This is a genomic window from Amycolatopsis sp. cg9 (genome assembly GCF_041346945.1).
In the GTDB taxonomy this organism is placed as follows: Bacteria; Actinomycetota; Actinomycetes; order Mycobacteriales; family Pseudonocardiaceae; genus Amycolatopsis.
Genome location: NZ_CP166850.1, coordinates 5,552,493 through 5,576,115, shown reverse-complemented (window position 1 = coordinate 5,576,115; position 23,623 = coordinate 5,552,493). Strand labels below are relative to the sequence as shown.

The following is a 23,623-nucleotide window of genomic DNA, read 5'->3' as shown; positions in this document are numbered from 1 at the left end:
ACAGCACGGCCGCGATGTGGACAACCAGGCCCCGGCCGCCCACTTCCCCGCCATTTCGTCGGGCGGCGCCGATAGGCTGGACAAGGGCACGCCCCCAGGGAGGGCGGGGGCTGCGCTGGGGACCGGGAGCTGCACCTCGGGGCGAGTCGGAAGTCTCTGAAGGCCACCTTCAGGGCAACTAGGTGCCAGGGCTGCAGCAAAGTCGCGCCGGCGCAGTCCGCGGACGTCTTGAATGAGTCATTCAGGACCTCCGAAGACCTGAATGACTCATTCGAGACAGCGGGCGAGCCGATCATCGGCGACGGAGTCGCCTGGCCAGGCCACTTTGCCGGATCCGGCACCAGGCCCGGTGAAGGTGCCTTCACCGGGCCGCGGTGCCGCCCACCACTCGCGCGGGCGACCGGGCGAGTGGCGCGGCCGGTCCGGGTTCCGGCGGCAGGCACCTCGGTACCCGCCCGCCGAACCCGCGATCGAGCGACCTACCAGCGCGTGGGCCACACCACCTGCGCCGCTCCCGTGCCGCGCCGCACCGGTTCCGCCGCGGCCAGCCAGCGGCCGTCGCGCAAGCGCTCGACGCCCGTTGCCGCGCCGATCTCCGCCGGCGCCGTCGAGAAGCCCTGGCCACGAGCCCGCAGCTCCGCCGTCTCGGGCTGGTCGAGGAACGCCTGCTCGACCTGGGCGGCCGCCGAGTTGCGCTGGGATGCGCGCGGGGCCGCGATCGCGTCCTCCAGGGACAGGCCCCGGTCGAGGCGGCCGAGGATCACCTGCAGGACCGTCGTGATGATCGACGCGCCGCCCGGCGATCCGGTCGCGAAGAACGGGCGGCCGTGGTCCAGGACGATCGTCGGTGCCATCGACGAGCGCGGCCGCTTGCCGGGGCCGGGCAGGTTCGGGTCGGGCACGCCCGGCGTCACCGGCGTGAACGAGAAGTCGGTCAGCTCGTTGTTGAGCAGGAACCCGCGGCCCGGCACGACGATGCCGCTGCCGCCCTCCTGCTCGATCGTCAGCGTGTAGGCGACGACGTTGCCCCACTTGTCGGCGACCGTCAGGTGGGTGGTGTTCTCCCCCTCGTACGGCGTCGGCGCGGCCGTCGTCCCGGCGGCGCACGGTGCCGGGTGGCGGGGGTCGGCCGGGGCGACCGGGCTGGTCGCGGCCTTGTCCTTCGAGATCAGGCAGGCCCGCGAGTCGGCGAAGCGCTGGCTGAGCAGCTCCCTGGCCGGGACGTCGACGAACGCCGGGTCGCCGATCCAGCGGTTGCGGTCGGCGAAGGCGAACCGCGTCGACTCCAGGAAGTACTGCAGGTAGTCGGCCTTGCTCGCGTGCTTCAGGTCGAAGTTCTCGAGGACGTTGAGCGCCTCGGCGACCGTCAGCCCGCCGGACGACGGCGCCGGCATGCCGTAGACGTCGAGGCCGTGGTAGCTGGTCTGCGTCGGGCGGCGCTCGATGACGTCGTAGGCGGCGAGGTCGCCGGTGGTGAGCTGGCCGGGCCGGACGTTCAGCGTCGAGGCCGGGTCGACCGGCGGCCGCTGCACGGTCTTGGCGATGTCCGCGCCGATCGGGCCCCGGTACAGCGCACCGACGCCTTGGCGTTCGAGCTGCGCGTACGTCGCGGCCAGGTCGGGGTTCTTGAAGACGGTGCCGGGCGCGGGCGGGGCGCCGTCCGGCAGGTACAGCGAGCGCGTCGACGGGAACGCCGAGAACCGCGCGGCGTTGTTCGCGATCTGCGTCTGGAACGTCGAGTCGACGACGAAGCCGTTCCGCGCGAGGTTTTCCGCCGGCTTCAGCGACTTCGCCAGCGAGCGCGTCCCCCACTTGCGCAGCGCCTCGGACCAGGTCGCCGGCGTGCCGGGCACCCCGACGCTGAGCCCGCTGGTGACCGCGTCGGCGAACGGCAGCGGCTTGCCGTTCTCGACGAACAGGTTCTCGTCGGCGGTCTTCGGCGCGGTCTCGCGGCCGTCCAAGGTGTGCACGCGGTGCGTTCGGGCGTCGTAGTAGACGAAGAACCCGCCGCCGCCGACCCCGGCGGAGAACGGGTCGGTGACCCCGAGCGCGGCGGCGACCGCGACCGCCGCGTCGACGGCGTTCCCGCCGTCGCGCAGGACCTGGGTGCCGATCGCGGTCGCGTCGGCGTCGATGCTGGCCACGGCCCCGCCGAAGCCGACGGCGACCGGCGACTTGGGGGTGGGGGTGGCCGCGGTGGCGGGCCCGCTCGCGACGGTGGTGACGAGCGCGGCGGCAGCGGCGATGACGAGGGTTCGGCGGCATCTGAGCGCGGGCATGCGGGCGAGTCTGCCTCTTGGCTTCCCCCGTAACAAGACGCCAACAGGGCCGATACACCCGTTTCGTCAGCTTTTCACACAGTTCAGGGGTTCCGGAAATTAAATCACATGGAGCAGTGACGTTACCGGTCTCCCTGTAACAGAATCGTGCGGCGCGGCCTGCACACCGCGCACCGCGAGGGCAATCGGAAGGAACAACTCAAGATGAACGCACCACGACGGTGGCGCCGCCTGCTCGGCGCCGCACTCGCGGTCTCGGCCTCCCTGCTGGTCGCGACCGCCCCCGGCGCCGAAGCCTCGCCGCCGCTCCCCCAGCAAGACGCCACCGGCAACCACGAAATGGGGGCGGCGATCCGCGCCCACGACGGCGTGCCACCGGCCGGCCTGGCGCCGGCGTCGGTGGACGCGAGCGTCCCCGGCATCGATGTAAGCGCTTACCAGGGCAACGTGAACTGGGCGTCGTACTGGAGCGCGGGCAAGAAGTTCGCCTACGTCAAGGCGACCGAGGGCACCAGCTACCAGAACGCGTACTTCAGCCAGCAGTACACGGGCTCGTACAACGTCGGCATGATCCGCGGGGCCTACCACTACGGCCGCCCGGACGGTGCCGGCGGCGCGGCCCAGGCCGACTACTTCGTCGCCCACGGCGGCGGCTGGTCGAAGGACGGCAAGACGCTCCCCGGCACGCTCGACATCGAGTGGGGCCCGAACAACGCCTGCTACGGCAAGACGCCGGCGCAGATGGTGGCGTGGATCAAGGCGTTCAGCGACGAATACCACGCGAAGACGACCCGCTGGCCGGTGATCTACACGGCGACGAGCTGGTGGAGCCAGTGCACCGGCAACACGGGCGACTTCAGCTCGACGAACCCGTTGTGGGTGGCGCGGTACGCGTCTTCGGCGGGCACGCTGCCGTACAACTGGGGCTTCTACACGTTCTGGCAGTACAGCTCCTCGCCGATCGACCAGGACACGTTCAGCGCGGACATCTCGCGCCTGAAGGTGCTCGCGACCGGCTGATCCCGACTTACGCGGGTTACGCGGGTGGCGCGGTCGGCGGAAGACTCGACCGCGTCACCCACGCCGTGGAGGGAAACCCGTGCGCCTGACCGCCCTGCTCCCCCTGCTCGCCACCGTCCCGCTCTTCGCGCTCCCCGGCACGGCGGTGGCCGCGCCCGGCTGCTTCGACCCGGCCGCGACGCTGACCGTGGAAGAACAACGCCTGACCGCGACCCTGCCGGCGGGCGGCCCCGCGGCCGGTCCCGAACTCGTCCGGCTGGCCGGGCTCGACCCGCTCGTCGCCGAGGTGAAGCACGATCTCTGCGCGGCGCGCACCCCGCGCCGGGCCGAGCGCCTGGTCACGCAGGCGGGCGACCGGCTGTGGCGGACGGCCGTCGACCGCGCGCAGGGCCGCCGCCCCGGCCTGGGCACGCTCGACCGCTTCGACGACCGGCCGCTGTACTGGGCGAGGCTGCAGCTGAGCAGCGCGATCCGGCAGTGGCGGCCGGCGTTCGGACTGCCCGACCGCGCGGCCTTGCTCACGGCGTTCGACCGCGGCTCCCGCGGCCTCGACGACGTCCGCTTCCCGCTCGGCAAAACGCGGCGGGTCATGGTGAGCGGCTTCGACCCGTTCCAGCTGGACGGCCGCGGCCTCTCGATTTCGAACCCGGCGGGGGCATCGGCGCTGCAGCTCGACGGCCGCGTCCTCGACACCCCGGCGGGCCCCGCGGTGGTCCGAGCGGTGAGTTTCCCGGTGGTGTGGGGCTACTTCGACGACGGCATCGTCGAAGCGGCGTACGGCTCGGCGCTGCGTGATCGCGCGCGGCGGCCTGATGTCGTGCTGACGATCAGCCAGGGCCGCCCGGGCCGCTTCGACGTCGAACGCTGGGCGGGCGCCTGGCGCGGCGGCTTCCCGGACAACGACAACGCTTCGGTGACCGGCGGGATCCCGCCCGCCGCGGGCTGGCCGCAGCCGGCCGTCCAGTTCATCGAGACGACGCTGCCGTACTCGCGGATGCTCGCGGTGCCGGGCGCGTACCCGGTGAACTTCAACCAGGCGTTCTGCGTGTGGCCGGACTCTTCCCAGCGGGGCACCGGGACGCCGGTGTGCCGTTCGGACGCCCCGGCCCCCGGCGAAATCGCGGCTTCGGGCGGCGGCGGGAACTACCTGTCGAACGAGTCCATGTTCCGGGCGAACCGGCTCCGGCTGGGACTGGGCCTGACGTCGGTGGCGGGCGGGCACCTGCACACGCCGGTGCTGGGCCAGCCGGCCGACCCGGCAGCGCTGACGGACCCGGCGTTCGAGTCCCGCCGCCAGGCGATCGCGGCCCAGGTGATCGCGTTGACGACAGCGGCGGCGGGTGGCCCGGCCGCGGGAATCCCGCCGCGGCAGGCGGAATCCCCGCGAGCGGCGCTGGAGTCGTTGCCGGGCACGGTGGTGAGCCGCTGAGCACGGCGCGGGCTCCTTTTCCCGCGCTCCCGGCTCACGTGGTCCCGCGGATCCCCTCCGGCGCGGGCGCCACCACGCCGTCCGGGTCGTCGGTCAGGTCGGTGCGGTGGCTTTCGGCCAGCGCGAGCACGCTGAGCACGGTGACCAGGCAGCACGCGGCGATCACCACGGAGATGAGCAGGGTGCCGGCGCCGGCGATGCTCGCGAACACGACCGGGGCGACGCCGGCGCCGAGCCCGGCCACCTGGTAGCCCAGCGACGCGCCGGTGTAGCGGGCGCGGGTGCCGAACAGTTCGGTGCACAGCGCGGCCAGCGGCCCGTACATCGCCGGGTGCGCGATCGACTGCCCGAGCACGAGTGCCAGGACCAGCAGCCCCGCCGAGCGGCTGTCGACCATCGGGAACAACAGGAACCCGACGATCGCCGTGGCCACCGCGCCGCCGACGACCACCGGGCGGCGCCCGATCCGGTCCGACAACGCCGAGAACCCGATGATCCCGAACACCGCGCCCACCGACGACACGGTGATCGCGTTGAGCACGGTCTGGCGCGAGAAGCCCTGGCCGACCGCGTAGGCGAGCACGTAGGTCGTGAGCGTGCCCTGCGCGACGAACGCGCCGAAGCCGACGCCCACCGCCAGCAGCAGGTTCCTCGGGTGCCGCCGCAGCACCTCCACCAGCGGGGCGCGCGACGGGCGGGTCGCCGCCGCGAAGACCGGTGTCTCGGTCACCTTCAGCCGCACGAACAGGCCGATGGCGAGCAGCACCACGCTGAGCAGGAACGGGATCCGCCAGCCCCACGCCAGGAACTGCGCGTCGGTCGTCACCGCGGCCATGAGCGTGAGCATCAGCGTGGAGACGACCATGCCGCTGGGGGCGCCGGCGTTGGTGAAGCTCGCCCACAGGCCGCGGCGGGTGGTGGCGTGCTCGGCCGACATCAGGACCGCGCCGCCCCACTCCCCGCCGACCGCGATGCCCTGCAGCACGCGCAGCACGACCAGCAGGATCGGCGCCAGCGCGCCGGCCTGGGCGTAGGTGGGCAGCACGCCGATCAGCGTGCTCGCGATGCCCATCATCGTCATGGTGATCACGAGCATCCGCTTGCGGCCGAGCAGGTCCCCGAAGTGCCCGAACACGATCCCGCCGAGCGGGCGGGCCAGGTAGCCGGTGGTGAAGGTGCCCAGGCTCGCGATCGTGCCGACCACCGGGTCCAAGCCGGAGAAGAAGACCTTGGAGAACACCACGGCCGACGCCGTGGCGTAGAGCAGGAAGTCGTAGTACTCGATCACGCTGCCCAGGTAGCTGGACAGCACCGCCCTGCGCAGCTGCACGGGCGAATGGTGGGGGCCGTGGGTGTCCGTCATCGCGTGTCCCGCCTCGTCGCCGACCGCCGGATGCGGACGTGGCCTGCGCCACATCCGGCGCAAACATTAAGCACATCGATGACCGCGGTCAATACTGTGCCCAACATCGACTCGCTTATGCTGGCTCGGTGACCACCGTGGCCGAGCACGCGACCGAGGAGGGCGACGACCTCTCCCCCGGCGGGGCACCGCGCCCGCAGGCCCTGCTGCTCGCGTTCCTCGGCGCGCACGTCCTCGGCCACGACGTCCAGGTGGCCACGGCGAGCGTGCTCGAGGTACTGGGCCGGGCCGGCGTCTCCGAGCACGCGGCCCGTTCGACGCTGAGCCGGATGGCCCGGCGCGACCTGCTGCGGCGCACCCGCCGCGGCCGCAACGTCTACATCGGACTGACCGAGCGGTCGCGGGCGATCCTGCTCGACGGCGCGCACCGCATCTGGCACCTCGGCGCGGTGAACCACCACTGGGACGGCACCTGGACCCTGCTCGGCTTTTCGATGCCGGAGTCGTGGCAGCGCCAGCGCCACGTGCTGCGCTCACGCCTGCTGTGGGCCGGGTTCGGCAGCCTCCAGAGCGGCCTGTGGATCGCACCCTCCACAGTGGACACGACGCCGTTGCTGGACGGCCTGGGCACCGACGGCCACGTCAAGGTGTTCCAGGCCCGCGCCCTGCCGCCGACGGAGGTCGCCGAGCTCGTGCAGGAGGCGTGGGACCTCGAGCGCATCGCGAGCCACTACCGCGGTTTCCTGGGCCGCTGGAACGAAACCGGCGAAGCGGCGGCGCAGGCCCCGGACAGCCTGGCCCGCCACCTCCGGCTGGAAGCCGACTGGCTGCAGACGATCCGCACCGACCCCCGGCTCCCCCGCGACCTGCTGCCGCCCGGCTGGCCCGCGGAACCGGCCCAGGACCTCTTCCGCGGCGCGAGCACCGAACTGAAGCGCGCGGCCCGGGAGATCGCCGCCGGCATCCTCGACACGATCCCCGAAGAGCCGGCCGGGCAGGACGGCTGACGGCCCGTCAGATGAGCTTCAGCGGGTCCACCTGGATGCGGATCGGTTCCGTCGCCTTCTTCGCGTCCCGCCGGGCCGCGGCCGCGTGGATCGATGCCGACAACGCCTTGCCGTCCGCGCGGGACACCCGGACCAGTGCCCGCTCCCGCTCCGCGTTGCCCTCTTCGTCGACCTCGCCCAGCGGGACCGGGCCCAGCACCTCACCGGACTCCGGCAGCGGCAGGTCGTCCAGGAAGCCCGCGACCGCGTCCGGGGTGCCCTCCACGCTCGCCATCCGCATCGAGGGCGGGAAGCCCAGCTCGCGGCGCTCGGCCAGCTCCTGGCTCGCGTGCCAGGCCGGGTCCCAGCGGACCAGGGCCTGGACCACCGGGAGGCCGGCCTCCGCGCCGACGATGACCCGGCCGCCCTCGGAGGACGGCCGGACCAGGGCGGCCGCGGCCATCCAGCGGCGCAGGGTTTCCTCCGCCGCTCGCAGATCCTGGCGGCCGAGCAACGCCCAGCCGTCCAGGAGCAGCGCCGCGCCGTAGCCGTCCTCGGCCACCGGTTCCGCGCCCGGGGTGCAGACGACCAGGGCCGGCTTGGCCGGGACCGTGGTCAGGACCTCCGCCGCCCCGGAGGTGCGGACCGGGATGCCCGGGAACGCGCGGCCGAGCTCCTCCGCCGTGCGCTTGGCGCCGACGACCACCGCGCGCAACCGCACCGAACCGCACGCCGTGCAGCGGAACGCCGTTTCCGGGACACCGCACCAGCTGCACGCCGGGGGTTTCGGGCGGCCGTCGATCGAGCCGCCCGGCAACGACAGCGGGCCCGCGCAGCGGCGGCAGTGGGCGGGGGTGCGGCAGTTGCCGCAGGCCAGGCCCGGGACGTACCCCCGGCGCGGGACCTGGACCAGCGCCGGGTGGCCCGCCGCGAACGCCTGGCGCGCGGCCTCGAACGCCACCGCCGGGAGGCGCGCCACGCGGGCGGCCTCGTCGCGGGCGACGTCGAAGTCCTCGCCGACCGGGGTGACGCGCGGGGCGGCCGAGCGCAGCGTCGCGCGGTCGGCCAGGACCGGCGCGGCCCAGCCGGACTCGACCAGCAGCTGGGCCTCGGCCGTGCGGGCGAAGCCGCCGACCAGCAGGGACGACTTCGTCGTGTGCGCGCGGTCCATCAGCACGTCCCGGACGTGCGGGTACGGCGCGTGCTGGTCGAGGTGCAGGTCGTCGCCGTCGTCCCAGACGACGAACAGGCCGGGGTCGTGGACCGGCGCGAACATCGCCGCGCGCGTGCCGACCACCACCCGCACCGCGCCGCGCAGCACCGCCAGCCAGCGCCGGTAGCGCTCCGCGGGCCCGAGCCCGGCGATCAGCGCCACCACGGCTTCTTCGCCCAGCAGCGCGGCGCACGCGTCGTGCACGCGGGTCAGGTCGCGGTGGTCCGGCACGACCAGCACCGCGCCGCGGCCCGCGGCCGCGACCGTACCGGCCGCCTCGGCCAGCCGGCGCGGCCAGTCCTCGCCCGGCAGGGCCTGCCAGACGGCGTTCGCGGGCTTCCCCTCGGCGAGGGCTTCCAGGAACGCCGGACCGCGCTGGTAGCGCGCCCAGGCTTCGGTGTCCGGCGCGTCCGGCGGGGCTGAGGGGGCGAGCGGCGGCTCGCCTTCGGCCTTCGCGTGGCGGGGCGGGATCGCCAGGCGCAGGACGTCCGACAGCGTGCCGCCGTAGCGGTCGGCCACCGCCCGGCACAGCGCGTGCAACGGCGGCGGCAGCACCGGCTCGGCCGACGTCACGCGGTCCAGGAACGCCAGCTTCCGGTCGTACTCGCTGGACTCGCCGCGCTCGACCAGGTAGCCGTCGACGAGCTGGCCGGCGAACCGGACGCGGACGCGGCAGCCCGGCACGGCCGTCTCGTGCAGCTTCTCGGGCACGAGGTAGTCGAAGGTGCGGTCCAGGTGCGCCAGGGGGATGTCGACGACGATCCGCGCGACCGGCTTCTCCGGCGCGGGCGACTGGGCGCCCTTGGCCTTCTGGCCCGGCTTCGGCGGTTTCCGGGCGCGCGAGGGCGCCGCCTTCGGCGAAGGCGGCTTCTCCGGAAGATCCCAGAGAGCGGCGGGCTCGGGACTACTCACGCCGTGATCTCTACCAGACCCCTCCGACAGCCCCGACGCCGAACGCCGTGAAGGGCACCCTCATGGCCGTAAAGACCATGAGGGTGCCCTTCATGACGAACGCGTCAGGCGCCCGCGGCGGCCTTCAGTGCCTCGGCGCGGGCCGTGCTCTCCCAGGGGAGGCCCAGCTCGGGCCGGCCGAAGTGGCCGTACGCCGCGGTCGGGGCGTAGATCGGGCGCAGCAGGTCGAGGTCGCGGATGATCGCCGCCGGCCGGAGGTCGAAGACCTCGGTGATGGCCTGCTGGATCTTCGACGGGTCGACCGTCTCGGTACCGAACGTCTCGACGAACAGGCCGACCGGGGCCGCCTTGCCGATCGCGTACGCGACCTGCACCTCGGTCCGCTGGGCCAGGCCCGCGGCGACGACGTTCTTGGCCACCCAGCGCATCGCGTACGCGGCAGAGCGGTCGACCTTGGACGGGTCCTTGCCGGAGAACGCGCCGCCGCCGTGGCGGGCCATGCCGCCGTAGGTGTCGACGATGATCTTGCGCCCGGTCAGGCCGGCGTCGCCCATCGGGCCGCCGATGACGAACCGGCCGGTCGGGTTGACCAGCAGGCGCGCGCCGGAGGTGTCGATGCCGAGGCCCTCGAGCTCGGGGCCGACGACGTGCTCCTTGACGTCGACGCTGAGCATCTTCTCCAGGTCGATGCCGTCGGCGTGCTGGGAGGACACGACGACCGTGTCGAGGCGGACCGGCTGGTCGCCGGCGTACTCGATGGTCACCTGGGTCTTGCCGTCCGGGCGCAGGTACGGCAGCACGCCGTCCTTGCGGACCGCGGTCAGCCGCTTGGAGAGCCGGTGGGCCAGCGCGATCGGCAGCGGCATCAGCTCGGGGGTGTCCGAGCAGGCGTAGCCGAACATCAGGCCCTGGTCGCCGGCGCCCTGGCGGTTGATCTCGTCCTCGTCGGACTCGACCCGCGACTCGTACGCGGTGTCGACGCCCTGCGCGATGTCGGGCGACTGCGAACCGATCGCGACGTTGACGCCGCAGGAGTTGCCGTCGAAGCCCTTGGCGGAGGAGTCGTAGCCGATCTTCAGGATGACGTCGCGGACGATCGTGGGGATGTCGGCGTAGGCCTCGGTCGTCACCTCGCCGGCCACGTGCACCTGGCCGGTGGTGATCAGGGTCTCGACCGCGACGCGGCTGCGCGGGTCCTTCGACAGGAGGCCGTCGAGGATCGAGTCGCTGATGGCGTCGCAAATCTTGTCGGGGTGCCCTTCGGTCACCGACTCCGAGGTGAACAATCTGCTGCTAGACGCGGTCACGGTGGCCGTCACTTCCTCACCTAGACGTCGGATGCCCGGAAAGTTAGGCACCCCTTACCAGTGCAAGCGTACTGACTATCGCTCCAGGGACGGTCAACGCTTCATGAAGCTCACAACAGCGTCCCACACCATGGACGCCAGTTCCGCTTTCTGCACAAGAGGTAGGGGTTTTTCAGTGGAATCGGCCCCTAGGAGCCAGCCCGAGTTGTCCTCGGTGCCGAACGCCTTGCCGTCCCCGACGGCGTTGACGACCAACAGGTCCGCGCCCTTGCGCTTGAGCTTCGTGCGGGCGTGGTCGAGGACGCTGCCGCGCTCGTCCCCGGTTTCGGCGGCGAACCCGACGACGACCTGCCCGGCCCGCCGGTTCCGCACCAGTTCGGCCAGGATGTCCGCGTTGCGGTCCAGGGTGATCACCGGGTCCGGCTGGTCGTCGGACTTCTTGATCTTGTGGTCGGCCCGGTTCGCCGGCCGGAAGTCGGCGACGGCGGCGGCCATCACGACGACGTCCGCGGACTGGGACGCCGCGTGCACGGCCTGCCGCAGCTCCTCGGCGGTCGAGACGTGCTGCACGGTCGCGCCCGCCGGGTCCGGCAGCGCGACGGTGTGCGCGGTGACCAGGGTGACGTCGGCGCCGCGCTGGGCGGCGACGCGGGCCAGCGCGTAGCCCTGCTTGCCCGAGGAGCGGTTGCCCAGGTAGCGGACCGGGTCGAGGGGCTCGCGCGTGCCGCCCGCGGACACCACGACGCGGACCCCTTCGAGGTCGCGCGGGAGGGCGTCCGGGCGGGCCAGCAGCAGCTTGGCGAGGTCGACGATCTCGGCCGGGTTCGCCAGGCGGCCCTTGCCGGTGTCGGCGCCGGTCAACCGGCCCGAATCGGGCTCGGCGACGATCGTGCCGCGCGAGCGCAGCAGGGCGACGTTGGCGCGGGTCGCGGGGTGCTCCCACATCTCCGTGTGCATCGCCGGGAAGAAGGCGACCGGGCACCGGGCGGTGAGCAGGGTGTTCGTCAGCAGGTCGTCCGCGAGGCCGTGGGCGGCCTTGGCGAGCAGGTTCGCCGTGGCCGGGACGACCAGGACGAGGTCGGCTTCCTTGCCGACGCGGACGTGCTGGACCTCGGGCACCTCGGTGAACACGCCGGTGTGCACCGGGTGCCCCGAGAGGGCCTCGAAGGTCGCCGCGCCGACGAAGTTCAGCGCGGCTTCGGTGGGGACCACGCGGACGTCGTGACCGGATTCGGTCAGCCCGCGCAGCACCTCACAGGCCTTGTAGGCGGCGATACCACCGCCCACGCCCAGGACGACGCGGGGTTTACTCACCCTCGGTGTGCTCGAGCAGGCCGCCGTGGATCTCGCGCAGCGCGATCGAGAGCGGCTTCTCGCGCGGGCCCGGCTCGACGAGCGGGCCGACGTACTCGAGCAGACCCTCGCCCAGCTGGGCGTAGTAGTCGTTGATCTGGCGGGCGCGCTTGGCCGAGTAGATCACCAGCGCGTACTTCGAGCTGACCTTTTCGAGCAGGTCGTCGATCGGGGGGTTGGTGATGCCCTCGAGTTCTTCGGTCAAGGCTACCTGGCTGGTCACGCGTGGTGCTCCGCATCTTCGGAAGACTGATCAGTGACCAAGTTTAGCAAGTGCTCGGCGGCCTCTCGCACGTCGGCGTTGACGACGCGGTGGTCGAACTCCCCCGCCGCCGCCAGTTCGCGCTCCGCTTCGGCCAGCCGGGCCTGCACGGCGGCCTCGTTTTCGGTGCCGCGCCCGGTGAGCCTGCCGACCAGTTCCTCCCAGGACGGCGGCATCAGCATCACCAGCCGGGCCTCCGGCATCGCCGCGCGGACCTGGCGGGCGCCCTGCAGTTCGATCTCCAGGATGGCCGGGCGGCCCTCGGCGAGCGCCTTCTCGACCGGCTCGCGGGGGGTGCCGTAGCAGTTGCCGGCGAACTCGGCCCACTCCAGGAGCCTGCCGTCGGCGACCATCGCGTCGAACTCGGCGCGGTCGACGAAGTGGTAGTGCGCCCCGTCGACTTCGCCGGGGCGGGGCTTGCGCGTGGTGACCGAGACGCTGAAGTAGATGTCGGGCTCCAGCTTCCGCAGCTCGCCCACCACGCTCGACTTCCCGACCCCCGAAGGCCCCGATACGACGGTGAGCCGGTGCCGGGGAGGTCCCCGGCACCGGCTCACTGCCGCGGTCGGCGCCCCGGTTCACCGGGTAGTCACGACCGGCGCCGTTCACTCGCCGCTGAACTCGGCCAGCAGCGCCTTGCGCTGCCGGTCGCCGAGGCCGCGGAGGCGACGGCTGGGGGCGATCTCCAGTCGTTCCATGGTCTGCTGCGCGCGGACCTTGCCGACGCCCGGAAGGGCCTCGAGCAGAGCCGAAACCTTCATCTTGCCGAGGACTTCGTTCTCCTCGGCCTGCTTCAGCACGTCGACCAGAGTGGTACCGCCCCGCTTCAGCCGCTCCTTCAGCTCAGCACGGATGCGGCGAGCGGCGGCGGCCTTCTCCAGCGCCGCAGCGCGCTGTTCCTCTGTCAGCTGGGGAAGTGCCACGTTTTCCTCCGGTAGTTCTCAAATCTGGGTGGGTGACGCGACGGTACCCACCCGTGAGCACCGGCCACAATGCGGGGGTGCCTGGTGGGACCCCGTTCCGGGCCCTGCTATTGGCCGTTTTCCTGCGGGTCGGCCAGCACTTCGGCGACCCGTTCGACCGCTTGGCGCAAAGCCTGTTGCTCCGGACCGTGCTTCAGGATGTCGCGGGACGACGCGGGCAGCACGCCGGGCAGCGAAGGGCCGAAAAGGGCCTTCAAATCGGCCGCAGTGGCTCCCTGGGCCCCGAAACCGGGCGCCAGCACCGGTCCGTTCAGCCGCGAGAGATCGAGTTCCCCCGGCGAAATGGTGGCCCCGACGACCACACCCACATCGCCGAGCGGTTCCGCTCCGTCGTTGAGCGCCGCCGCCGAGTCCACGATCGCCTGCGCCACCGTGCGCCCGTCGGGCAGCTTCGCGTTCTGCACCGCGGCCGCTTCGGGGTTCGAAGTCCGAGCAAGCACGAAGATGCCGCGCCCCGCCGAGACCGCCGTGGCGGCGCACTGCTCCAGCGAGCCGAACCCGAGGTACGGCGAGACGGTGATGGCGTCGGCCGCGATCGCGGCGCCGTCGGCCACGTAGGCGGCCGTGTACGCCGCCATCGTGGAGCCGATGTCGCCGCGCTTGACGTCCAGCAGCACCAGCGCGCCCGCGTCCCGGGCGGTGTCCACCACCCGTTCCAGCACGCGGACACCGGCGGACCCGAAACTTTCGAAGAACGCCGACTGCGGCTTCACGATCGCCGTGCGGGCCGCCAGGACCTCCGTGGCGGACAGCGCGAACCGTTCCAGGCCCGAAGCGTCCACCGGGAGCCCCCAGGCCTCGAGGAGGCCCGGGTGGGGGTCGATGCCGGCGCACAGCGGGCCGCGGGCCGCGACGGCCTTGGCCAGCCGCGCCCCGAACCGCTCCCCCGCCGTCACGACTTCGCCTTCAGCGCCGCCTGCAGCTCCTGCAGGGACTTGACCCCGATGTCACCCCGGATGAGCGCCTCGATGCCGTGCACGGCCGCCGCGGCGCCCTGCACGGTCGTCACGCAGGGGATGTCGCGGGACACCGCGGCGGTGCGGATTTCGTAGCCGTCGACGCGCGGACCGCTGTTCCCGTAGGGCGTGTTGATCACCATGTCGACGTCGCCGTTCAGGATCACGTCCACGATGTTCGGCTCGGCTTCGGTCGACCCCTCGTAGTGCTTGCGCACCACCGTGCACGCGACCCCGTTGCGCCGCAGCACTTCCGCGGTGCCGGACGTGGCGAGGATCTCGAACCCGAGGTCCGCGAGGCGCTTCACCGGGAACACCAGCGAGCGCTTGTCGCGGTTGGCGACCGAGACGAACACGCGGCCCGAAGTCGGCAGCGAGCCGTACGCGCCGCTCTGCGACTTGGCGAAGGCCTTGCCGAAGGAGACGTCGACGCCCATCACCTCGCCGGTGGACTTCATCTCCGGGCCCAGCAAGGAATCCACGCCGTGGCCCTCGGGGGTGCGGAAGCGGTGGAAGGGCAGCACCGCTTCCTTGACCGCGACCGGCGAGTCGGCCGGCATCTGCCCGCCGTCGCCTTCGGCCGGGAGGACGCCGGTGTCGCGCAGGTCCTTGATCGTCGAGCCGGTCATGATCAGCGCGGCGGCCTTGGCCAGCGGCACGGCCGTCGCCTTGGACACGAACGGCACCGTCCGCGACGCGCGCGGGTTGGCTTCCAGGACGTACAGGACGTCGTCCTTGAGCGCGTACTGGACGTTCAGGAGGCCGCGGACGCCCACCCCGCGGGCGATCGCCTCGGTGGAGCGGCGGACGGCCTGCAGGTCGGTGTGCCCGAGCGTGATCGGCGGCAGCGCGCACGAGGAGTCGCCGGAGTGGATCCCGGCTTCCTCGATGTGCTCCATGACACCGCCGAGGTAGAGCTCTTCGCCGTCGTACAGCGCGTCGACGTCGATTTCGATGGCGTCGTCGAGGAAGCGGTCGACCAGCACCGGGTGCTCGGGGGTGACCTCGGTGGCGCGGTGGATGTAGCCGGCCAGGGTTTCCTCGTCGTAGACGATCTCCATGCCGCGCCCGCCGAGCACGTACGACGGGCGGACGAGCACCGGGTAGCCGATCTCGTCGGCGATCCGCTTGGCGCCCTCGAAGGACGTCGCCGTGCCGTAGCGCGGCGCGGGCAGGCCGGCTTCGGTGAGCACCTCGCCGAACGCGCCGCGGTCCTCGGCCAGGTGGATGGCCTCGGGCGGCGTCCCGACCACCGGGACACCGGCGTCGGCGAGCTTCTTCGCCAGGCCCAGCGGGGTCTGCCCGCCGAGCTGGACGATGACGCCGGCGACCGTGCCGGACGCCTGCTCGGCGTGCACGACCTCGAGGACGTCCTCGAAGGACAGCGGCTCGAAGTACAGCCGGTCGGACGTGTCGTAGTCGGTGGACACGGTTTCCGGGTTGCAGTTGACCATGACGGCCTCGAACCCGGCCTCCCGCAACGCGATCGCCGCGTGCACGCAGGAGTAGTCGAACTCGATGCCCTGCCCGATCCGGTTCGGGCCGGAGCCGAGGATGAGCACCTTCGGCTTGTCCGACTGGGCGGCCACTTCGGACTGCGCGTCGGGGTCGGACTCGTAGGCCGAGTAGTGGTACGGCGTCTTGGCGGCGAACTCGGCCGCGCAGGTGTCGACGGTCTTGAACACCGGCCGCACGCCGAGGCGGTGGCGCAGCGCGCGGACGCCGTCCTCGCCGGCCAGTTCCGGCCGCAGGGCGGCGATCTGGCGGTCGGCCAGGCCAGTGCGCTTGGCGCGGCGCAGCAGGTCCTCGTTCAGCACCGGCGCGTCGCGGACCTCGGCGCCGACCTCGCCGATGAGGGCGATCTGGTCGATGAACCACGGGTCGATGCCGGAAGCCTCGTGCACCTGCTCGACGGTGCCGCCGAGGCGCAGCGCGCGTTCCACTTCGTACAGCCGGCCCTCGTGCGGCACGCGCAGAGCGTCCAAAGTGGACTCCAGCGTGGCGCCATCGGGGTCGGGCAGGGTCCAGAAGCCGGTCGCCTTGGTCTCGATCGACCGCATCACCTTGCCGAGCGCCTCGGGGAAGCTGCGGCCGAACGACATCGCCTCGCCGACGCTCTTCATGGTCGTGGTCAGCGTCGGGTCCGCGCCCGGGAACTTCTCGAAGGCGAACCGCGGCATCTTCACGACGACGTAGTCCAAAGTGGGCTCGAACGCCGCCGGCGTCTCGCCGGTGATGTCGTTGGTGATCTCGTCGAGGGTGTAGCCGATCGCGAGCTTCGCGGCGATCTTGGCGATCGGGAAGCCGGTCGCCTTCGACGCGAGGGCACTGCTTCGCGACACCCGCGGGTTCATCTCGATGACGACCATCCGGCCGTCGGCCGGGTTGATCGCGAACTGGATGTTGCAGCCGCCGGTGTCGACGCCGACCTCGCGCAGCACGGCGATGCCGACGTCGCGCATCACCTGGTACTCGCGGTCGGTCAGCGTCATGGTCGGCGCGACGGTGACGGAGTCGCCGGTGTGCACGCCCATCGCGTCGACGTTCTCGATCGAGCAGACGACCACGACGTTGTCGCTCTTGTCGCGCATCAGCTCGAGCTCGTACTCCTTCCAGCCGAGCACGCTCTCCTCGATGAGCACCTCGGTGACCGGGGACTCGGTGAGCCCGGTCGACGCGAGCCGCTCGAGGTCCTCGGGCGTGTGCGCCATGCCGGAGCCGAGCCCGCCCATGGTGAACGACGGCCGGATGACGACCGGCAGGCCGAGCTCCTTGACGGTGTCGCGGACCTCGTCCATGTCGTGGCAGACGCGGGAGCGCGGGACGTCGGCGCCGACGGTGCGGACGATGTCCTTGAACTTCTGCCGGTCCTCGCCGCGCTGGATGGCGTCGATGTCGGCACCGATCAGCTCGACGCCGTACTTGTCGAGCACGCCGCGCTCGTGCAGGGCGACGGCGCAGTTGAGCGCGGTCTGCCCGCCGAGCGTCGCCAGGATCGCGTCCGGCCGCTCTTCGGCGATGACCTTCTCGACGAAGTCCGGCGTCACCGGCTCGATGTAGGTCGCGTCGGCGAACTCGGGGTCGGTCATGATGGTGGCCGGGTTCGAGTTCACCAGTGACACGCGCAGGCCTTCGCTGCGCAGCACCCGGCAGGCCTGGGTACCGGAGTAGTCGAACTCCGCGGCCTGCCCGATCACGATCGGCCCGGAGCCGATCACCAGCACGTGCTGGATGTCCGTCCTCTTCGGCATCAGGCCTTCTTCTCCATGAGCGAAACGAAATCGTCGAACAGGGGGGCCGCGTCGTGCGGGCCGGCCGCGGCTTCGGGGTGGTACTGGACCGAGAACGCCGGGACGTCGAAGGCCCGCAGGCCCTCGACCGCGCCGTCGTTGGCGCAGTAGTGGCTGACCTGAGCCGCGCCGAAGGGCGACTCGAAGCGCTGGCCGGGCTCGCCTTCGAGGGCGAAGCCGTGGTTCTGCGCGGTGATCGCCACCTGCTTGGTGGCGACGTCGATCACCGGGATGTTGATGCCGCGGTGGCCGTAGCGCATCTTGTACGTCGACAGGCCGAGCGCGCGGCCGAGGACCTGGTTGCCGAAGCAGATGCCGAACAGCGGGATCTCGCGGCCCAGGACCTGCTTGGTCAGCTCGGTGGCGTGCGTCGTCGTGGCCGGGTCGCCGGGGCCGTTCGAGAGGAACACGCCGTCCGGCTCGATCGCCAAGACCTCCTCCAGCGACGCGGAAGAGGGCAGCACGTGCACCTCGATGCCGCGCTTGACCATCTGGCGCGGGGTGTTGGACTTGATGCCCAGGTCCAGCGCGGCCACGCGGAAGCGGACCTCGCCGGAGGGCGACACCACGTACGGCTTCGGCGTGCTGACCTGACCGGCCAGGTCGGCGCCCGCCATCTTCGGGCTCGCGAGGACTTCGGCGACCATGTCGTCGACGGTGCCCAGCGCGTCGCCGGAGAACACCCCGGCGCGCATCGCGCCGAGTTCGCGCAGGTGCCTCGTCAGCGAGCGGGTGTCGACCTCGGCGATGCCGACGATCCCCTGGCGCACCAGCTCCTCGTCCAGCGTGCGCTTCGAGCGCCAGTTGGACGGCGTGCGCGCGGGGTCGCGGACGACGTAGCCGTTGACCCAGATCTTCGAGGACTCGTCGTCCTCGTCGTTCCAGCCGGTGTTGCCGATCTGCGGGGCGGTCTGCACCACGATCTGCCCGTGGTAGGACGGGTCGGTCAGCGTCTCCTGGTAGCCGGTCATGCCGGTGCAGAACACCGCCTCGCCGAGGGTTCGCCCCTGCGCGCCGTAGGCAGCGCCGCGGAACACCCGGCCGTCTTCGAGCACCAGTGCGGCCTGAGCGCGCGCGTTCACTGGGCACCTCCCTTGATCTTGAGCTGTTCGATCCACTGTGGGTAGTCGTCGAGGTCGTCGCCGCGGAAGCCGGTGTCGAGCTCGGTCTCCCCGGCCCGCCAGGTGAGCACCAGCAGCGCGTCGGTGCCCATCACCTTCCCGGCGATCTTCGAGTCGCGCCGGACACCGGTGACCGCGTCGCGGGGAATCCAGAAGTCGGGCGCTCCCCCGCGTTCGACCGCGACGCCGCCGCCGTGCAGCCGCAGGACCGCGCCGGTGCGCAGCCCCGCGCCGCGGGTGACGACCCGGTTCTGCCACTGCCCCGCGAACGTCGTGGCGACGTAGACGCCGGTGGACTCCAGCAGCGCCTCGCCCGCGTCTTCGGGGATGGCGGGGAACGGCGGCACCTGCACGCTCTGCGTGCGCGCCTTGCGCCGCCAGCCCACGTACATGCCCCAGAGGCAGAGCAGGAAGAAGGCGGCGATCGCCAGCACGAGCCAGAAGCGCTCCATCAGCAGACCTTCCCGTCCCGCGCGGTGAGCCGCCCGCGCAGCAGGGTCGCGGTCACCACACCGGGGAGCCGCATTCCCTCGTACGGGGTGTTGGCGGCGATGCTGGCCAGCTCCGCGCCCCGGACCGTCCACTCGGCGTCCGGGTCGACCAGCGTCAGGTTCGCCGGCTCGCCGACCTCGATCGGCCGGCCCTGGTCGGCCAGGTTGCCGATCTCCGCCGGGCGCTCGCTCATCACGCGGGCGACGCCGCGCCAGTCGAGCAGGCCGGTGCGGACCATGGTCCCGGCCACGATGGACAGTGCCGTCTGGAGCCCGAGCATGCCCGGCCGGGCCGCACTCCACTCGGTGTCCTTGTCCTGCACGGCGTGCGGCGCGTGGTCGGTGGCGACGCAGTCGATGGTCCCGTCGGCCAGTGCCGCCCGCAGCTTCTCGGCGTCGGATTCCGTGCGCAGCGGCGGGTTCACCTTGTTGATCGGGTCGTAGGTGGCCAGGCGCTCGTCGGTGAGCAGCAGGTGGTGCGGCGTGACCTCGGCGGACACCTTCGTGCCGCGGTCCTTCGCCCAGCGCAGCACGTCGGCGGTGCCCGAAGTGGACACGTGGCAGACGTGCAGCCGCGCGTTCGCGTGCCGCGCCAGGAGGCAGTCGCGGGCGACGATGGACTCTTCCGCCGCGGCCGGCCAGCCGGTGTAGCCGAGCCGGGCCGCGCGCTCGCCCTCGTGCGCCTGAGCGCCGACGGTCAGCCGCGGCTCCTCGGCGTGCTGCGCGATGACGACGTCGAGCGCGGTCGAGTACTCGAGCGCGCGGCGCATCAGCAGCGGGTCGGCGACGCAGAGGCCGTCGTCGGAGAACACCTTGACCCGCGCCTGCGAGTTCGCCATCGTGCCCAGCTCGGCGAGCTTCTCGCCCTTGAGCCCGACGGTGACCGCGCCGACCGGGTGGACGTCGACCAGGCCGACCTCCTGCCCGCGCCGCCACACGTGTTCGACGATCACGGCGTTGTCGGCGACCGGGTCGGTGTTGGCCATGGCGAACACCGCGGTGTAGCCGCCGAGCGCCGCCGCGGCCGAGCCGGTGTCGATCGTCTCGGTGTCTTCGCGGCCGGGTTCGCGCAGGTGGGTGTGCAGGTCGACGAAGCCCGGCAGCAGCACCTGGCCGTTCGCTTCGACGATTTCGGCGTCTTCCGGGACGTCGACGGCGCCGATCGCGGTGATCACGCCGTCCTCGACCAGGACGTCGACCGGGTCGCCTTCGCCGTAGGGGCGGGCGCCCTTGATCACGGTGGTCACGCGGCGGCTCCTTCACTGGCCAGGAGGTGGTAGAGGACCGCCATGCGCACGTGGACGCCGTTGCGGACCTGTTCGGTGATGGCCGAGGCCGGGGAGTCGGCGACCGCGCTCGCGATCTCCATCCCGCGCAGCATCGGACCGGGGTGCAGTACGACCGCGTGGTCCGGCAGCAGCTTCTGCCGCTTTTCCGAGAGCCCGTAGGCGATCGAGTACTCGCGGGCGGAGGGGAAGAACCCGCCGTGCATCCGTTCGGCCTGCACGCGCAGCATCATCACCGCGTCGACCGCGGGCAGCTCGGCGTCCAGGTCGTGCGAAACGGTCACCGGCAGGCTTTCGACTCCGTAAGGCAGCAACGTCGGCGGCGCGACGAGCACCACTTCGGCGCCGAGGGCGGCGAGGAGGTGGATGTTCGAGCGCGCGACGCGGCTGTGCAGGACGTCCCCGACGATCGCGATCCGGCGGTCCTTGAGCGAGCCGAGGCGCTCCCGCAGCGTGGCCGCGTCGAGCAGCGCCTGCGTCGGGTGCTCGTGGGTGCCGTCGCCGGCGTTGACCACGGACGTGCCGGGCTCGGCGAGCCACTCCGAGAGCCGCTGGGCGGCGCCGCTGGCGGGGTGCCGGACGATCACGCAGTCGGCGCCCGCGGCGGCCAGCGTCAACGCCGTGTCCCGCAGCGACTCGCCCTTGTTCACCGAGGAGCTGGACGCGGAGACGTTGATCACGTCGGCGCTCATCCACTTCCCGGCGATCTCGAACGAGACCCGCGTGCGCGTCGAGTTCTCGTAGAACAGGGTGATCACCGTGCGGCCGCGCAGCGTCGGCAGCTTCTTGACCTCGCGGCCGAGCAGCGTGTGCTTGAGCTCGTCGGCGGTGTCGAGCACGGCGGTGGCCAGCGCCGGGTCGAGCCCGTCGGTGGCGAGCAGGTGCTTCAAGACTCTTCTCCCGGTGCGTCGGACGGGCGCAGCAGAACCGCGTCGCGGCCGTCGATCTCGGCCAGCAGGACGGACACGCCCTCGGTGCGCGCGGTCGGCACGTTCTTGCCCACGTAGTCGGCGCGGATCGGCAGCTCGCGGTGACCGCGGTCGACCAGGACGGCCAGCTGCACCGCGCGGGGGCGGCCGTGATCACGGAGGGCATCGAGCGCGGCCCGGATCGTGCGGCCGGAGAAGAGGACGTCGTCGACCAGGATCACCACCCGGTCGTCGATGCCGTCGGCGGGCAGCTGCGTCTGTTCGAGCGCGCGCGGCGGGCGGCGGCGGAGGTCGTCCCGGTAGAGGGTGACGTCAAGGGCGCCGGTCGGCGGGCGGACCCCGGAGAACTCGCCGATCTTGTCGGCCAGGCGGGCCGCGAGCGGCGTTCCGCGGGACGGGATGCCGAGCAACACGGGCGGGGTAGTGCTCTCCGCACCGTTCGCGGTCTTTTCGATGACCTGATGGGCCATTCGGGCGATCGTGCGCGCGACATCGCCGGCCGTCAGGAGCTCGCGCTCCCCGGCCGAACCAGCCGCGCCACGCGGACGTGACGACACTTCGGACTCCTTCCCCGCCTCACCGGACGGGTCCTTAAAGGACGTCTGTTCCCCTGCTGGTCGGGGCTTTCCCACCGACAGTAGCAGGCACTTTGCTCAGTCTTACGGGTGGTGTGGCGTGATTCGCGGCAAGCTTCTGCTTGACCTGGTGACAACAATGCGTAACCATTACTCTGAGTATTCGACTCAGCGAGTCCCCTGGACCGGTCACCCCGACCGGTCGGGGGGTGAAGAACGGAGAACGACCAGATGGGCGATTACGCCAAGGCGCTCGGGGCCAAGCTCCGCGGGATCCGCCAGCAGCAGGGCCTGTCCCTGCACGGGGTCGAGCAGAAGTCCGGTGGGCGCTGGAAGGCCGTCGTCGTCGGCTCGTACGAGCGTGGCGACCGTGCCGTCACCGTGCAGAAGCTGGCCGAGCTGGCCGACTTCTACGGCGTGCCGGTGGTCGAGCTGCTGCCCGAGGGCCGGGTCCCCTCCGGTGCGGAGCCCGCCACCAAGATCGTGATCAACCTCGAGCGCCTGCAGCAGCTGCCGGCCGAAAAGGTGGGACCGCTGGCCCGCTACGCGGCGACGATCCAGAGCCAGCGCGGCGACTACAACGGCAAGGTGCTCTCGATCCGCACCGAGGACCTGCGGTCCCTGGCGATCATCTACGACATGACCCCGGGCGAGCTCACCGAGCAGCTCATCGACTGGGGTGTCCTGCCGCCGGAGGCGCGTCCCTCCAAGGAAGACTGATCGCACGATGTACTGCACCGACGCAGTGAGCGTTTCCAGTGGGGCACCTGGAGACGCTCACTGAGCCGTCGGGGGGCTTGCAGTACGGGAGAACAGCGACTCAGAGAACGGCGCGGAGGCGGTCGGCGATCGTGCCGATCCGGCCCAGCACGCCGTTGACGAACCGCGGCGAATCGTCCGTGGACAGTTCCTTCGCCAGGCCGACGGCCTCGTCGATCGCGACCGGGTCCGGCACGTCCTCGGCCCAGAGCAGCTCGTAGACACCGACCCGCAGCACCGCGAGGTCGACCTTCGGCATCCGCTCCAGGGTCCAGCCCTGCGCGTGCTCGGCCAGCAGCTCGTCGATCTGCGGCTTCCGGCCGGTCACGCCTTCGACCAGGCTGATCGTGTAGTCCGCGATCGGGTCGACCTCGGTCGCGCCGACCCGGTCGGCCAGCAGCGTCACCGCGTCGGTGTCGCGCTGCGCGGCCTCGTACAGCATTTCCACCGCGCGGCGGCGTGCCTGCCTGCGGCTGATCGCGCCGCCGCGGTTCGGGTGGGGTTTCGAAGTCGGCATCAGCTGGAGACGCGGCCCAGGTAACGGCCGTCGCGGGTGTCGACCTTGATCTTCTCGCCGGTGGACAGGAACAGCGGGACCTGGATCTCCGCGCCGGTCTCCAGCGTCGCCGGCTTGGTGCCGCCGGTCGAGCGGTCGCCCTGCAGGCCCGGGTCGGTGTGCTGGATGATGATCTCGACCGAGGTCGGGAGCTCGACGTAGAGCGCCTCGTTCTCGTGCACCGCGACCTGGACCTCGGTGTTCTCGAGCATGTAGTTGGCGTTGTCGCCGACGACCGCGGCCAGCACGGTGATCTGGTCGTAGGTGTCGCCGTCCATGAACACGAAGTCCTGGCCGTCCTTGTACAGGTAGGTCATGTTCCGGCGGTCCACCGTGGCCGTCTCGACCTTCGTGCCCGCGTTGAACGTCTTGTCGACCACCTTGCCGGTGAGCACGTGCTTGAGCGTGGTGCGCACGAACGCACCGCCCTTGCCCGGCTTGACGTGCTGGAACGCGGTGACGGTCCACAGCTGGCCCTCGAGGTTGAGGACGAGCCCGTTCTTCAGGTCGTTGGTCGTGGCCACGAGCTTGCAGTCTCCTGTGTCGAATCTTC

At 71.8% G+C, this 23,623-nt stretch carries 20 protein-coding genes and 1 pseudogene; 4 read left to right on the top strand and 17 right to left on the bottom strand.

What is annotated here, in order from left to right; genetic code table 11:
* Window positions 1-479 precede the first annotated feature (479 nt).
* On the bottom strand, window positions 480-2,279 hold the full coding sequence (gene ggt / locus AB5J73_RS26625; RefSeq protein ID WP_370961394.1) for a gamma-glutamyltransferase: 1,800 nt from the start codon (window positions 2,277-2,279) through the stop codon (window positions 480-482).
* A gap of 204 nt (window positions 2,280-2,483) precedes the next feature.
* On the opposite strand from ggt, the gene AB5J73_RS26620 reads away from it, so the two are divergent.
* Entirely contained in the window at window positions 2,484-3,299 is an 816-nt protein-coding gene (locus AB5J73_RS26620) for a lysozyme (protein ID WP_370973346.1), read from the top strand.
* A gap of 79 nt (window positions 3,300-3,378) precedes the next feature.
* Entirely contained in the window at window positions 3,379-4,728 is a 1,350-nt protein-coding gene (locus tag AB5J73_RS26615; protein WP_370961393.1) for a hypothetical protein, read from the top strand.
* A 34-nt stretch (window positions 4,729-4,762) separates the two neighbouring features.
* Here the strand turns inward: AB5J73_RS26615 and AB5J73_RS26610 are convergent, their stop codons facing one another.
* A complete protein-coding gene (locus AB5J73_RS26610) occupies window positions 4,763-6,091 on the bottom strand; it encodes an MFS transporter (protein ID WP_370961392.1) in 1,329 nt (442 codons plus the stop codon).
* A 128-nt stretch (window positions 6,092-6,219) separates the two neighbouring features.
* Here AB5J73_RS26610 and AB5J73_RS26605 point away from each other — a divergent pair, with 128 nt between their 5' ends.
* On the top strand, window positions 6,220-7,098 hold the full coding sequence (locus AB5J73_RS26605) for a PaaX family transcriptional regulator C-terminal domain-containing protein (protein WP_370961391.1): 879 nt from the start codon (window positions 6,220-6,222) through the stop codon (window positions 7,096-7,098).
* Between the two features lie 7 nt (window positions 7,099-7,105).
* Here the strand turns inward: AB5J73_RS26605 and AB5J73_RS26600 are convergent, their stop codons facing one another.
* From AB5J73_RS26600 to pyrR, 13 genes and pseudogenes are all read right to left on the bottom strand, one after another.
* Window positions 7,106-9,202, bottom strand: a complete 2,097-nt coding sequence (locus AB5J73_RS26600; protein ID WP_370961390.1) for a primosomal protein N' — start codon at window positions 9,200-9,202, stop codon at window positions 7,106-7,108.
* A 104-nt stretch (window positions 9,203-9,306) separates the two neighbouring features.
* Complete coding sequence (gene metK, locus AB5J73_RS26595) at window positions 9,307-10,509, bottom strand: methionine adenosyltransferase (RefSeq protein WP_370973344.1); 1,203 nt, start codon at window positions 10,507-10,509, stop codon at window positions 9,307-9,309.
* Window positions 10,510-10,602: 93 nt separating this feature from the next.
* Complete coding sequence (coaBC, locus tag AB5J73_RS26590; protein WP_370961389.1) at window positions 10,603-11,823, bottom strand: bifunctional phosphopantothenoylcysteine decarboxylase/phosphopantothenate--cysteine ligase CoaBC; 1,221 nt, start codon at window positions 11,821-11,823, stop codon at window positions 10,603-10,605.
* Window positions 11,816-12,085 (bottom strand): DNA-directed RNA polymerase subunit omega, encoded by a 270-nt coding sequence (gene rpoZ / locus AB5J73_RS26585; RefSeq protein WP_072480291.1) that lies wholly within the window; start codon window positions 12,083-12,085, stop codon window positions 11,816-11,818. The genes coaBC and rpoZ overlap by 8 nt, the downstream gene beginning before the upstream one ends.
* Window positions 12,082-12,733 (bottom strand): annotated as a pseudogene (gene gmk / locus AB5J73_RS26580) (guanylate kinase). Before gmk ends, rpoZ begins: the two are co-directional and overlap by 4 nt.
* Window positions 12,730-13,047, bottom strand: a complete 318-nt coding sequence (gene mihF, locus AB5J73_RS26575; RefSeq protein ID WP_003096398.1) for an integration host factor, actinobacterial type — start codon at window positions 13,045-13,047, stop codon at window positions 12,730-12,732. Before mihF ends, gmk begins: the two are co-directional and overlap by 4 nt.
* Window positions 13,048-13,154: 107 nt before the next feature.
* Window positions 13,155-14,003 (bottom strand): orotidine-5'-phosphate decarboxylase, encoded by an 849-nt coding sequence (gene pyrF / locus AB5J73_RS26570; RefSeq protein ID WP_370961388.1) that lies wholly within the window; start codon window positions 14,001-14,003, stop codon window positions 13,155-13,157.
* The gene (gene carB, locus AB5J73_RS26565) at window positions 14,000-17,314 is read right to left on the bottom strand and encodes a carbamoyl-phosphate synthase large subunit (RefSeq protein WP_370961387.1); all 3,315 of its coding nucleotides are present in this window, start codon (window positions 17,312-17,314) and stop codon (window positions 14,000-14,002) included. The genes pyrF and carB overlap by 4 nt, the downstream gene beginning before the upstream one ends.
* The gene (gene carA / locus AB5J73_RS26560; protein ID WP_370961386.1) at window positions 17,314-18,435 is read right to left on the bottom strand and encodes a glutamine-hydrolyzing carbamoyl-phosphate synthase small subunit; all 1,122 of its coding nucleotides are present in this window, start codon (window positions 18,433-18,435) and stop codon (window positions 17,314-17,316) included. Before carA ends, carB begins: the two co-directional genes overlap by 1 nt.
* On the bottom strand, window positions 18,432-18,926 hold the full coding sequence (locus tag AB5J73_RS26555) for a transporter (protein ID WP_370961385.1): 495 nt from the start codon (window positions 18,924-18,926) through the stop codon (window positions 18,432-18,434). The genes carA and AB5J73_RS26555 overlap by 4 nt, the downstream gene beginning before the upstream one ends.
* A complete protein-coding gene (locus AB5J73_RS26550) occupies window positions 18,926-20,212 on the bottom strand; it encodes a dihydroorotase (RefSeq protein ID WP_370961384.1) in 1,287 nt (428 codons plus the stop codon). The genes AB5J73_RS26555 and AB5J73_RS26550 overlap by 1 nt, the downstream gene beginning before the upstream one ends.
* Complete coding sequence (locus tag AB5J73_RS26545; protein WP_160703076.1) at window positions 20,209-21,141, bottom strand: aspartate carbamoyltransferase catalytic subunit; 933 nt, start codon at window positions 21,139-21,141, stop codon at window positions 20,209-20,211. Before AB5J73_RS26545 ends, AB5J73_RS26550 begins: the two co-directional genes overlap by 4 nt.
* Complete coding sequence (gene pyrR / locus AB5J73_RS26540; RefSeq protein WP_370961383.1) at window positions 21,138-21,737, bottom strand: bifunctional pyr operon transcriptional regulator/uracil phosphoribosyltransferase PyrR; 600 nt, start codon at window positions 21,735-21,737, stop codon at window positions 21,138-21,140. Before pyrR ends, AB5J73_RS26545 begins: the two co-directional genes overlap by 4 nt.
* Window positions 21,738-21,986: 249 nt before the next feature.
* On the opposite strand from pyrR, the gene AB5J73_RS26535 reads away from it, so the two are divergent.
* Window positions 21,987-22,475, top strand: coding sequence for a transcriptional regulator (locus AB5J73_RS26535; protein ID WP_003096372.1), 489 nt, complete (start codon window positions 21,987-21,989; stop codon window positions 22,473-22,475).
* A 100-nt stretch (window positions 22,476-22,575) separates the two neighbouring features.
* Here the strand turns inward: AB5J73_RS26535 and nusB are convergent, their stop codons facing one another.
* Window positions 22,576-23,031: a transcription antitermination factor NusB gene (gene nusB, locus AB5J73_RS26530; protein ID WP_086856367.1), complete on the bottom strand. Its 456-nt coding sequence runs from the start codon at window positions 23,029-23,031 to the stop codon at window positions 22,576-22,578.
* The gene (efp, locus tag AB5J73_RS26525; protein WP_370961382.1) at window positions 23,031-23,594 is read right to left on the bottom strand and encodes an elongation factor P; all 564 of its coding nucleotides are present in this window, start codon (window positions 23,592-23,594) and stop codon (window positions 23,031-23,033) included. Before efp ends, nusB begins: the two co-directional genes overlap by 1 nt.
* Between the last annotated feature and the right edge of the window lie 29 nt (window positions 23,595-23,623).

Coding starts and splice junctions, on each gene's coding strand:
- nusB (WP_086856367.1), bottom strand. CDS start 23,031: ATGCCGACTTCGAAACCCCACCCGAACCGCGGCGGCGCGATCAGCCGC.
- AB5J73_RS26535 (WP_003096372.1), top strand. CDS start 21,987: ATGGGCGATTACGCCAAGGCGCTCGGGGCCAAGCTCCGCGGGATCCGC.
- AB5J73_RS26610 (WP_370961392.1), bottom strand. CDS start 6,091: ATGACGGACACCCACGGCCCCCACCATTCGCCCGTGCAGCTGCGCAGG.
- carB (WP_370961387.1), bottom strand. CDS start 17,314: ATGCCGAAGAGGACGGACATCCAGCACGTGCTGGTGATCGGCTCCGGG.
- AB5J73_RS26555 (WP_370961385.1), bottom strand. CDS start 18,926: ATGGAGCGCTTCTGGCTCGTGCTGGCGATCGCCGCCTTCTTCCTGCTC.
- ggt (WP_370961394.1), bottom strand. CDS start 2,279: ATGCCCGCGCTCAGATGCCGCCGAACCCTCGTCATCGCCGCTGCCGCC.
- AB5J73_RS26620 (WP_370973346.1), top strand. CDS start 2,484: ATGAACGCACCACGACGGTGGCGCCGCCTGCTCGGCGCCGCACTCGCG.